Here is an 11,519-nt window from a genome sequence, read left to right on the forward strand (position 1 = left end):
AGCACCGTCCTGAGCACGCCTAGGTCCAGCGGTCCATCAAAGCGAACCCGAACACTGCCACTCTCGACTACCAGGGCCGATGTTGCCGGTGCAGGCACCGGCAACTGCACAGGAATAAACGTTTGGTCAGGCTGCTGTCAAGCGCATCTGAAATTTGAGCCATTTCGCGCGTGATCGCGCAAAGTAAAAGTGAGCCAATCGTTACATTTTTGGTGCCAGGACGTGGCCGGCCTTTCGTTGTTGTTTAAGTCGGTAGCTGTCTCCTTTGATCTGAATGATATGGGCGTGGTGCAGGATGCGGTCAAGCATGGCCGCAGTTAGCGTTGCATTGCGCCCGAATGTTTCGTCCCATTGGGTGAACGGAAGGTTACTGGTGAGGATCATTGAACCGCGCTCGTATCGCTTTGCCACGATCTGGAAGAAGTGGCTGGCTTGGTCTTCCGAGAGGGGCAAGTATCCGATTTCATCGACAATGAGCAGTCTTGGGCCGAGGACGTTGTGTCGAAGTACGGCGTCGTAGCGTTCCTGGCGCCGTGCTGCTTCGAGTTGCAACATGAGATCGGCCGCCGTGATGAACTTGGTCTTGATACCCGCTTGTGTTGCGGCGTATCCGATTGCAATCGCCAGGTGCGTTTTGCCGACACCGGATGGACCAAGCAACACGGCGTTCTCACCACGTTCGATAAAGCGCAGCGTGGCTAATTCGTCAATGGCCTTGCGCGGAGCGCCCACAGCGAAACTGTAGTCGTAATCGTCCAGCGTCTTGATCGCCGGAAATGCCGCCATGCGTACCAGTGTCTGTCGCGATCGAACCTGCCGTATCTCGCGTTCATGTGCCAGCACGTGCTCAAGAAAGTCGAGGAAGCTCCACTGCTTGGCCGCGGCGTCGCTGGCCAGCGCGACATAGCGTTGCATGAGCCCTTCAAGTTTTAAACTCTGGCAGTGATCGTCGATACGTTCTTGCTGCAGATTCATGCATGCACCTCGGTCAGCAATTGCTGGTAGACCGACAAGGGATGCTGCAACGATATGGCTGAAGGTGCCGACGGTCTGCCGACCGGCGTGGTTACCCATAGCTGTGTTGCAAACGCGGGCAAGCTGCGCAGCGTGTCTCGTTCGCGCTCTTCGAGAAGCGTTGCTGGTGGCGCTCCCGTGACCGGGTGCACCCGTTGGTTTGCAACGTCTCGCAGCCATTTGCCTACCTCGGCGTTGGCCGTATCGACGTCCAGTACCATACCCGACTGCTTGAGCCAACTGGACAGCGGCACATAAAAGTTGCCGCGCAGATACCGATGGAAGCGCTCGACCTTGCCCTTCGTGCGCGCGCGATAGGGCTGGCAGAGTCTGGGCATGAAGCCGTAGCGCTTAGCCAGATCGAGTAGACCTGGATGCCATCGATGTTCACCCTTACCGTACGCATCACGCTCGAGCACGATCGTCTTGGCGTTGTCGTACAGGATCTCGCAAGGCACCCCGCCGAGCGTTTCAAATAAAGCGTGATGGCAAGCAATCAGCGTTTCGGCCTTCTCGTTGGTGGCAAAGCGTGCCCAGCGCCAACGGCTAAAACCGAGCGTGGCGGTGAACGCGTACAGCGGATCAGCGCCGCGACGAAATACGACGAAGTCGCATTGCATCTGTCGCTCCGGCTCGGTCTCGAAGCGCACGAGCGGATCAGGTGCCGGCACAGGTTTGTGCGCCTTCATAAAAGCTTGAATACTGCGCAGCTGCCCTTCATAGCCCAGCGCGCGCAGTTCACGCAGCAACGCTGGAGCGGCGATCGTCTCGGGCCAGGCCGCTTGCATCCTCTCAAGAATGTACGCCTGAAACTGATCAAGCTTGCTCGGCCGTGGTTCACGCTGCTTGTAGCGAGGCACGTCCTGCGACGCCAAGTAACGCGTCACAGTGTTGCGAGACACGCCCAGGCGCCGCGCGATCTCTCGCAACGACAACCCTTGGGCTTTGAGTACATGGACTTGCATCCACTGTTCCTTCTGAAGCATCGCCAGCCTTCGCGCGAAAAAGGCTGACTGTACTGAAAGGTGGTTCACATTTACTTTGCGCGAAGTGGCTCATTTTTACTTTGCGCGCAACACTGCAAAAGCGTGGCCTCTTGGCCGAAACCATCAATGGCCTCTACAAAGCAGAATTGATCCATAAACGCGGACCTTGGAAAACCAAAGCTGACGCCGAATTAGCCACGCTCGAATGAATCGCCTGGTTCAACCATCATCGATTGCAGGAATCGCTGGGCTATATTCCGCCAGATAAAGCTGAGGCAAACTACTATCGGCAACTCATGCAAAAGTCCAATCCCTCAACCTTTACTTCCTTGCCATAGCCTCCACAAAAACCGGGGCGATTCAACAATGCTGCGCCTCGCTTTAGGCATATCGCTAGACTTCATCTACGCATCGACTGTTTCTGCCGAATCGATGCGGTCAGGTCGTGCTGCCGATGAATGAGCTTGTTTATGCCACAGATTGGCATAAACGCCCTGTTGCGCCAGCAAACTCCGATGCGTGCCAGTTTCCACGATCGCCCCCTCTTGCATGACCAAGATGAGGTCTGCCTGCTGAATCGCGGCAAGCCGGTGTGCAATCACGAGCCGTGTGGTGTGGCGATAACGCTCATAGAGATGTTTGAAGATATCCGCTTCGGTGTGTGCATCGAGTGCGGCAGTCGGTTCGTCCAGCAACAGTAAAGGACTATTGCGCAATAAAGCGCGAGCTAGCCCCACACGTTGCCGTTCACCGCCTGACAATTTGTTGCCTCGCTCGCCAATCGACGTATCTAGGCCCTGGCTTGCCGCCGCGATGACCGGTGTTAACGCGCAGGTCTGAATAACGCTTTCAAGCTCCGAGTCGGAAGCTTGCGGATAGGCAAAACAAATGTTTTCTCGGATTGAGCGATCCAACAAATGCGCCTCTTGTGTCACGTAACCGATCGACTGACGCAATTGCGATTCGGAAAACGATTCGATCGGTTGACCTTCGATGAGGATTTGCCCCTCATCGAGCTTATATAGGCGCAGTAACAGTTTGATGAGCGTGGACTTACCCGCGCCGCTCGAGCCCACCAGCGCACAGAAAGCGCCGGCAGGAATCGAAAAATTCGCGTGGCGCAATACCCGTCTACCGCACGGATGACAAAAGCTGGCGTTGCGAAATTCGATTGACGGCGCCTGCTCGAACAAAGGCTGACCCAAGGGGTCGAAGCGCCATCTGACACAGATGGTATGCAGCAATTCCGACAGATTGAATAAACCGATCTGGATGCCCCGCAACATATAGCCGAACGTGCTAAGCGGCAGCGTAAATCGCAGCAGGTAGCTGTTCAACAGCACGAAATCGCCGATGGTGAGCCGGTGCGCCAAAATATCCCGTCCCGCCAGCGCCGTGAGCGCAGTCAACCCGATACCGACAATCAGTAATTGCGCAGCGCCGACGATTTCCATCTTGCGCGCGATATGGATACTCGCCCAGGCCCGCATTTTGAACACACGGTTGAGCCGCGCGAGTTCGCTGGCTTCATTCGAAAACGCTTTGACCGTGTCGGCATGCGTGAGCGTATCGACGAGTCGTGTCGAAGCGCGATCCGACGCCCGGTTTTTCTTGCGTTGCAGCACTTCGCAGCGCTTCGCCGTCGCGACGCTCAAGTAAAGATAAAGGGTCAAAATTCCCAGCAAGACTGCTGCATAAACCCAGCCAAACAACGAACAAACGACGATGCCGACGACCACGATTTCGACGCAAATCGGCGCGAGGCTCCAAAAGAGTCCGATAATTGCCCGCATCGCACTGTCTTGTACGCGCGTGAGCTCGCTCACGGAGGCGCCCGTTTGGTGAGCACTCAATGCCGCAGCGGGCTGACCGAGCACTCGGCTGACGTAGTTCAGCGTAATCGTGCGTTTGATCCGCTCATTGACCACCACGAACAGATACTCTTCGCAACGGTGCGTCGCTTGCGACAGGAACCATGCCCCGCCGTACGCTACGCAGAGCAGATAAACGCTCGTCGCCGAGAGCGACGCGCCGGACAAACCATCGATGAGCCACTTGAGCAGCATCGGAGAGACAATAGTTAGCCCGACCGAGCATCCGGTACAGCCAATGGCGGCGATGAGCTGAAGACGCGTTCTCCATTCGCGCGTCCACAAACAACCCAGCAGAAAAAAGATCGTCTTAAAAAGACCGTGCCGCATCGCGCCTCACCCACAGGTTATTGCCAACTTTGAATAAACAGCTCGGCAGCATAGAGGTGAAGGAGGTCCATGAAATGTTTACTGTTCCCCTTACTGCTCTGCTGAATCGCGTCATGGGTGCGCGCTACGTCGATGTAGCCTGCTTTGGCCAACCATCCCTCGAGACAGACTGCCATGACATGCTCCCGGTGGTCTCGAAGACCCAACAAATCGATGCCCGATGTCTCGCCTTTGTTGCGTCGCCATAGGTTCGGGTAGCCGGTGGCGGCCGCGACCGATTTTCTCAGCACAATGCGATTGTGCGCGCCTTCGAAATGATCGTAGCTGGGCGTTGACAGCGCGAACTCAACCATTGGCTGGCACAGAAACGGATAATGCTTAGGTTGGGTAAAGGGATAGGTTGGAAGCCTAACATCATCGAGCGACAAAAAAGCCATAAACAGCTGATAAAGCTTGCCGGGTAGGCGAACCTGGGTGTGCTGGAAGAGCGGATGTAGGCACGCGCGTCGATCAAACGGTACGTGCTGTGCATCCTCAGAGAGCAACTTGAATGTGCCGTTGACATGGTCGGAAGGATCGCTAGCAAACAACGACCGCGCCGCGCGCTTGGCCACGCGAAACAGCGGCGCTCGGTGCATGAGCGCCAGATCCATCGCCATGCGCCTGAGCCGTCGCCATTGCCCGGTGAGTGCCGCATCGACCAGTACGCTACAAGGCGGCGGCGCCAAAAAGAGCGCATCGCCACCATGCCCGCTGATCAGCGGGGTGTGCTCCTGCCGCTCAAATTGACTGGCACAATATTGACCACGCGCAAGCACGCTATACTGCAGACTCGGTTTCGCCATGCGTGGCGGCTCCGACTGAACAGGAGCAAACGTTAAGGCCTTCTCATTGACCTCCTGGAGGCGAGCGTAGGTATGCTGTGCCACTTGACGGGCATGGTCCAGCTCGTTGGACGAAGCCACATCGGCATGGTAATAATGCGCGCAAGACAGCGGCTGGCCCTCCGAGGCGACGGCGCGCATCGCCAGCAGCACCGCGCTGGATTCCAGACCACCGGAGAGTTCCAGCACGGGCCGATCGTCCAAGGAGACGAACCGGTTTAGATAATGCCTTAAAATATCGAATGGGGTTTGCGTGCCATCCTTAACCGCGTGCTTGAGCGGATCCCAGACGGTCACGATCTGCGGCTGACGGCCTTCCGTATAAGACAGCGCGCAACCTACCGGAAGCTCTCGGATCCGATCGAACGGCAGCTCGCCACTTTGCATGGTGCCCGTACGTAACCATGTCGTAAAAAAAGCGTGATTCCAGGCGGGCTGCTCGCCGCGTTCCACCAAAGTTTGATGCAAACACGTGATCGTATCCGAAAAAAGCAGGCCGTCGCGGCTAGACCAGGCCCAATATAACGGCCATTGGTTACTCGGATCACTGCAACAGATCAGTTTTTTGGCCGCCAGATCGAAGCTGATAAAGAGATATCTTCCCCAGCATTGCGCCATGAGACGCGCTGGGCCTTCGGCCACCATCGCTTGGAGCTCGTCTTCCTGGATTTCGCGATGGTCTTGTTTCGAAAACGCCGAACCATAAAAGTAGTAGGCGCTCGTGCCCAAGCGCCCGCATAGAACGCGTGTGGACGGCTCGGATTGATGCCACAGCGCGCCCGCAGTCCGATGGGACGGATCGCGCACGAGCGTCCAATCCTGTTTTTGTGCCCAATCATCCTGCGCTTGGGGATAGGCGACACCGAGTAGAGTCATACGGACAGGTCAAGCAGCGGATGGGGACATTCCAGAATTACGGCGAGCTCTTTGCGTCTGAGCGGGCTATCGCCAATCACCGCCCCGCCGGCTTCCGACCAGGCGTGTGCATAAAACGGAAAGGATTGCACGCCAATCACCAATTTCAGCGCCAAACCGGCACGCGCGCACAACACGGTCAGCGCGACGGACCACTCTAAACACTTGGTCGAGCGGGGGTAAAACAGACAAGCCCAATTGAGCGCGTCCACGAAGGGCGCATAATCATCGGGCAGACCGGTACGCAGGCTGGCCTCGCGGTGCGCCTGATGGCACAGTTGCAATAACCCAGCCAGTCCCTGCCGCGCGGCGCATCGGTGCACGGATCGCAAGAGGAACAGCGCTTTGACGATGCGGGTCCAGGCGGGGCGACGCGCGAACGCATCCTCAGGCAACTTCCAGCCATTGGCCGACATTCCACCCGTTGTCGGAGACGGGCTCAACATGTTCAGCTTCGCGTCCGCCTCGGCAAAGGAAGTGACGCTGATCCACTGCGCCCGCTTTAATTTTTCCAGAATAGAGGCCGACTGAACCGCCTCGACTCGAGCAAAGCGCGCATTACTTAGCCCAAGCTGCTGGGCCAAGGCTGCCGATTGCCGCTCGGTGAGCACCGCATACCGATCGCGCACCACATCGAGTAAGATAATCTGCTGAGCAAAACAGGCCCCAAATACATGGGGCATCAAATGATGCGGCATGTGGGTATGATAGTTGTATCTCGTGGCGCTCGGAAAACACCCAGTAATGGCCTCGCATAGCTGACTTTGTCTCCAAGCGCCATGCTGCACCGCAGACGGACCGTTGCTGGGTGCCGACGTTTATTTATTCGTCGTCGGAGTCAATGCGATCACTCCAGCGGCCAACGCCCACTTCCTTGTACTGTCCCGCACCGCCCAGCGTCTCTGACGACGCGCACAGCTCCATCAGCGATTCCTCGGCCAACAGCAGGCCCGACTCTTGTTGTTGCTGGTTCATAGCATCTCCTTGATTCCGTCGTGAAAAAAGCCGCCCGCCGAGTCAGCAGGCGACCCCTCAACTGATGTCGTTCAAGCTGACATCAGTGACTTAAAACTAAAATGAAAGCGAAGTTAAGTAAAGGGTCGGGGGTATTTTTTTTCCGACTGTCCGTCTTTTTAGGCGGAATAGAACAAAAATGACAGAGGGGTATCACGACCCGCTCGGCCAATCGGCAAGACGAAAGGATGTTGTGAGGGCTTTGCGTTAAAGACCATTTTTCCGTACAGGCCCACGGGGTTTTCTACTGGTATAAGAAAGGTGGCGCAAAGGACAGTACGGGGCTGACCAAGATCCGGCCGTGCGTTCCAACTCGCGCAAAGATAGAAGTGCGGGCTCGACAGCGTAGAAAAGGTGAAAGCGATCCCAACCAATCACACGCTCCGTGCTCTCGTCGGCCAGACACCGCTCCTCGCCCTATCGTGAGCCGCCGATGCCCCGCACCGGCACAGTTTCTACGCGCCGCATACGCGGTGACCGGTAGACATGCACGGCATGCGTACCTATCAGCGGCTAGATGCGGCCGCCGGTATTGCTAGACAGCCGAGTACCGCGACGATCCAGCGTGTGATCGAGCACGTGCGGGCGTGGGTTGTGTTACCCGCGGCGCCCGTGGGCGCCGCGCAAGGTGGCAGTGCCCTCAACCGAGCCGGCGGCCGACATTCAACTGAAATTGCGCTTGCAGACCGCCGAGCAGGCGCTGGCCGACGCGTATCGGCGTATGCAGCAGCTAGAGCAGGACAATCAAGCGTTGCAGCAGCAGTTGGGGCAGACCGAGGGCATGGCGCAAGCGGCCCAGCACGCGCTCGACGCGCACGTCGCGCCATTGCGTGCGACCATCGACGCAGGCCAACACGCGGCGCAAGCGTTGACACCGGCTGGCCGCCACTGAGCAGTTTCTCAAAGTGCAAAACGGTGCGGTGCGCTAGCAGATTGACGCCAGCGCGCTGAGGCGCTCACCGAACAGGTCCGGCAGCAGGCCGGGTGGATCAAGACGCTACGTCGGCAGCTTACCGTGCGGGCCGAAAAGTGTAGTTTCGATTTAACCAGCAACGCATACCCAATGGGTCGCCGTACCGCGTGCTGGCTCTCAGCCTAGTGATCCAGCCGGTTCAGGATAGCAAGGGCAGGTGGCACATCGCCTTGCATGGCTAAGGTACGGATTCGGTTTTTTGTATCCCAGCGCTCATCATACTGTTATGCGGTGGCGACAAGTCGATGCAACAACGGGACATTAAGCGAGCCTTGATGCTTCCTGCTAAATTGAGGGATTAGCATGGGAGTCAAGACGACACCTTTCGATGCGGCTGATTACCTTGACGTGCCCGAAGCGCAATCTGAGTATCTTCGCGTCTCGTTCGAAACGGGCGACGCGGCTGACATTCAAGAGGCCATCGGTACCGTCGCGCGTGCGCGTGGCATGACGCAAATTGCGCGCGCGGCGGGGGTCAGCCGTGAAAGCTTGTATAAGGCACTGGATGAGCAAGGCAATCCAGAATTCGCGACCATTCTAAGTGTCGTGCGTGCGCTTGGGCTGAAAATCACCGTCACGCCTGCCTACGATTATGCTTGATATCGATTCGGTATCTTTCTAGCTTGCACGCCCGCAAAGGAATCGGCGCAACACGCGCCGAGCTTGGCTTTGTGCATGATGCAGCTAGGTGGCGATAAGTGCGATTTACACTAACTTAGCTTTAGCCGCCGAACACCTCATCAGCGCGGATCATGTCGCGTGCCCGGATTCACCGGCTCTTGCCATTTTTTTTGCATTGCAGTCAACGACTATGAGGCCTGTGAATCTGCGCAAAAACACATTGTGCGCTAATCTCGTCTGCTTGCTCTCCAACTGGGGCCGTCTAAAGAGACTATACCGGCTCTGCCGGCTGCGCAGAATGGACGACCAAAAGCGTTTTGATCTGCGGTAGCGCTTTTTCCCATTGTTCCGTAGGAACTGCATCAAGCCGTTCCGCCTTAATAAGTTCCAACACCGCCTTTTGATTCCGTTCTCGTTGGCGTTTCTCCGTAAGCGTCGTCCCAAGGCCGCATTGACGTTCAGAATTTGACTTCGAAAAGCCGTTGATTTGCGAGGTCGAGATCGAACGCATCGGGATCGAAGCTCCCGCCGCACCACTTGAGGAAGTGGTTATGTTCCTCATGCGAGGGATCGATGATTGCATCGAGGAAGTCGATGTATCCGGGGGCTCCGCCGACGTCCTCCGGCGGGCATGCGTTGCGTCCGTCTAGGCACAAAGGCGAGCGAAGTTGCGCATTGGCGGGCAACGCCTTTTCGACCTTGATGCGATGCTGCCAGTTGTCGCCGTAGTCGTAAATGTAGGTGAATGACTTCAGCGCGCCCAACGCTTTGACTAGCGTGACCCTGGCTTCATCCAGCATCGGCGGATCGCTCGGGTAGTCGGGGTCCGGTTCGCCGTAGTGGGTATTGCGGAACACGAATTCATGCGCATGGCCGCCTTCCCATCCCATCGCTAGTAGCAATATGACGTGAAGCTTTCGTAGCCTAATTGAACCGGGCACCACGATTTGCCGCCAGATTGCCGGTTTGATGTGCTGTAGCTCGACACGCAGCACATAGTCGGGGGCTGGCGAGGTGATGGAACGTAAGGCGCTTTTGCGGGATGGGGCCATTGGAGTCGCTCTCATGCGGCTTGCTGCTCGACGTGCTCCGTGGGCACCACGCGCCATGGAAGTAACTCGTCGATGTGGTTGATGGGATGATCGGCGACGCGCTCGAACACCGCGCGCAGGTAGGCAAATGGCTCGACACCGTTCAGGCGTGCCGTTCCGATCAAGCTATAGATCACCGCCGCGCTGTGGCCTCCTGCGTGCGAGCCCGCGAACAAATAGTTGCGCCTGCCGAGCACGAGTGGCCGGATAGCTCGCTCAGCGGTATTATTGTCCACTTCGATGCGTCCGTCTTCGCAGTACCGCGTGAGCGCTCGCCAATGCGTCAGCGAGTACTTGATCACCTTGGCCAGACCTGACTTCACCGAGATTTGCGACAGTGTATGTTCGAGCCAGGCCTTCAGGCTGAGGAGCAAAAACTCGCAGCGTTGCTGACGAACCGATAGACGTTCGTCAGGTGTCTGGCCGCGAATTTCGCGCCCAACGGCGTACAAGGCGCCGATTCGGCGCAGCGCTTGCTCGGCGATCGTAGAATGGTCTAACTCGTACAGATCGTAGAACTTACGACGAGCGTGCGCCCAACACGCAGCCTCGACGATCGTGCCGTCGCGATACAGCGCGTCATACCCGCTATAGGCATCTGCTTGCAAGATTCCGCTGTAGCCCATCAGATGTTCGCGTGGTCTCTCACCCTTGCGGTCAGCAGAGTACCGATACCAAACGGCGGGCGGGGCGCGACTTGCGGCGGAACGCTCGTCCCTCACGTAGGTCCACAATCGTGCTGTGCGCATTTTTCCGCGCCCCGGCTCCAGCACAGGCAAGGGCGTGTCGTCGGTATGAATCTTTTCGCCTTCGCGCACGTAGCGTCCCAGTGTATCAGCCAACGGCTGTAGCAACTCAGCCGCCTCGCGTACCCACGAGGCCAGGGTTGCACGATTCAGTTCAATGCCGGCACGTCGATAGATACCCGCTTGCCGATACAACGCAGTGTGATCAGCGTACTTGGCGGTGACCACCTGGGCGAGTAGTCCAGCACCAGCCATGCCTCGTGTGATCGGCCTTGAAGGAGCAGCCTCCTGAACCACCATCGCACAACGTGAGCAACTTAGCTTTGGCCGTACGTGCCGCAGGACTTTAAAGTAGTCCGGCACGTAGTCGAGCATTTCGGACACGTCCTCGCCGAGCGCGCGCATCTTTGCGCCGCACTTCAGGCAGCCGCAATTCGTCGGCGCATGCACGATCGTTTCGCGCGGCAGATGGGCGGGCAATTGCCTTGGTTTGCGGCGCAGGGAAATAACCTTTGGTGTGCCCGTTGCCTCAAGGCCTGCGTCTTCGTCAGACAACTTTGCCGCGGCAGGAACGTCAAAGTCTTGTTCGGGTATCGGCAGATCGCAGAGTGCGAGCTGCAGCTGACTCATCAATTCCGCTACGCGCTTGGATGAACGCCCGTACTGCCAGCGTTTCAGGCGTGCGATTTCGGACAGCAGTCGCGCAATGGTTTCGTCGCGCGAGGCGATGATGCGCTTCAGTGCGTCAATGTCATCGGGCAGATGGCCGGCATGCTCGGCAGTGTAAAGCATGCTCGTGTACTTGTGAGTGCCGGAGCACCGCCTCATGCGGCGCGTGTGGGCTGCCACGTTCGTTCGGGATGTCGCCAATCGATGCCCTCCAGAAGCATGGAGAGTTGGGCTGGTGAGAGGTGGACGCTGCCCGAACTCGATTGAGGCCATACAAAGCGTCCTCGCTCCAGACGCTTCGCATACAGGTTCATGCCGTCACCGCTCCACCATAGGACTTTGATAAGGTCACCGAGCCACACGACATTCAACATACCGTTTGCAAGTGGCGATCATCGCGTATCC

At 57.5% G+C, this 11,519-nt stretch carries 11 protein-coding genes and 1 pseudogene; 3 read left to right on the forward strand and 9 right to left on the reverse strand.

What is annotated here, in order from left to right:
- Window positions 1-201 precede the first annotated feature (201 nt).
- Both istB and istA read right to left on the reverse strand, forming a co-directional pair.
- Entirely contained in the window at window positions 202-975 is a 774-nt protein-coding gene (gene istB / locus KPG66_RS05765; protein ID WP_013435048.1) for an IS21-like element helper ATPase IstB, read from the reverse strand.
- On the reverse strand, window positions 972-2,006 hold the full coding sequence (istA, locus tag KPG66_RS05770) for an IS21 family transposase (protein WP_332415808.1): 1,035 nt from the start codon (window positions 2,004-2,006) through the stop codon (window positions 972-974). The genes istB and istA overlap by 4 nt, the downstream gene beginning before the upstream one ends.
- A gap of 104 nt (window positions 2,007-2,110) precedes the next feature.
- On the opposite strand from istA, the pseudogene KPG66_RS05775 reads away from it, so the two are divergent.
- Window positions 2,111-2,338 (forward strand): annotated as a pseudogene (locus KPG66_RS05775) (integrase core domain-containing protein); the annotation flags it as partial.
- A 66-nt stretch (window positions 2,339-2,404) separates the two neighbouring features.
- On the opposite strand, the gene KPG66_RS05780 reads toward KPG66_RS05775, so the two are convergent.
- The 4 genes from KPG66_RS05780 to KPG66_RS05795 all read right to left on the reverse strand — a co-directional run bounded on the left by KPG66_RS05780 (window position 2,405) and on the right by KPG66_RS05795 (window position 6,975).
- Entirely contained in the window at window positions 2,405-4,201 is a 1,797-nt protein-coding gene (locus KPG66_RS05780; protein ID WP_237070235.1) for an ABC transporter ATP-binding protein, read from the reverse strand.
- A 17-nt stretch (window positions 4,202-4,218) separates the two neighbouring features.
- Window positions 4,219-5,892 (reverse strand): asparagine synthase-related protein, encoded by a 1,674-nt coding sequence (locus KPG66_RS05785; protein ID WP_237070236.1) that lies wholly within the window; start codon window positions 5,890-5,892, stop codon window positions 4,219-4,221.
- A 65-nt stretch (window positions 5,893-5,957) separates the two neighbouring features.
- Window positions 5,958-6,698, reverse strand: a complete 741-nt coding sequence (locus KPG66_RS05790) for a lasso peptide biosynthesis B2 protein (protein ID WP_237070237.1) — start codon at window positions 6,696-6,698, stop codon at window positions 5,958-5,960.
- 124 nt (window positions 6,699-6,822) lie between these two features.
- Window positions 6,823-6,975: a burhizin family lasso peptide gene (locus KPG66_RS05795; protein WP_237070238.1), complete on the reverse strand. Its 153-nt coding sequence runs from the start codon at window positions 6,973-6,975 to the stop codon at window positions 6,823-6,825.
- 667 nt (window positions 6,976-7,642) lie between these two features.
- Here KPG66_RS05795 and KPG66_RS05800 point away from each other — a divergent pair.
- Both KPG66_RS05800 and KPG66_RS05805 read left to right on the forward strand, forming a co-directional pair.
- Window positions 7,643-7,906 (forward strand): hypothetical protein, encoded by a 264-nt coding sequence (locus tag KPG66_RS05800; RefSeq protein ID WP_237070239.1) that lies wholly within the window; start codon window positions 7,643-7,645, stop codon window positions 7,904-7,906.
- Window positions 7,907-8,290: 384 nt separating this feature from the next.
- Window positions 8,291-8,587 (forward strand): addiction module antidote protein, encoded by a 297-nt coding sequence (locus KPG66_RS05805; RefSeq protein WP_237070240.1) that lies wholly within the window; start codon window positions 8,291-8,293, stop codon window positions 8,585-8,587.
- 479 nt (window positions 8,588-9,066) lie between these two features.
- Here the strand turns inward: KPG66_RS05805 and KPG66_RS05810 are convergent, their stop codons facing one another.
- Genes KPG66_RS05810 through tnpB form a run of 3 tightly spaced genes read right to left on the reverse strand, consistent with a single transcriptional unit; the run spans window position 9,067 to window position 11,488 of the window.
- Window positions 9,067-9,660, reverse strand: coding sequence for a plasmid pRiA4b ORF-3 family protein (locus tag KPG66_RS05810; RefSeq protein ID WP_049786369.1), 594 nt, complete (start codon window positions 9,658-9,660; stop codon window positions 9,067-9,069).
- A gap of 11 nt (window positions 9,661-9,671) precedes the next feature.
- Window positions 9,672-11,237 carry an IS66 family transposase gene (gene tnpC / locus KPG66_RS05815; protein ID WP_237070241.1) on the reverse strand — a complete coding sequence of 522 codons (1,566 nt, stop codon included), beginning with the start codon at window positions 11,235-11,237 and terminating at the stop codon, window positions 9,672-9,674.
- 32 nt (window positions 11,238-11,269) lie between these two features.
- Complete coding sequence (gene tnpB, locus KPG66_RS05820; RefSeq protein ID WP_442929412.1) at window positions 11,270-11,488, reverse strand: IS66 family insertion sequence element accessory protein TnpB; 219 nt, start codon at window positions 11,486-11,488, stop codon at window positions 11,270-11,272.
- Window positions 11,489-11,519 lie beyond the last annotated feature (31 nt).

The organism is Mycetohabitans sp. B2 (assembly GCF_021733735.1).
GTDB lineage: Bacteria > Pseudomonadota > Gammaproteobacteria > Burkholderiales > Burkholderiaceae > Mycetohabitans > Mycetohabitans rhizoxinica.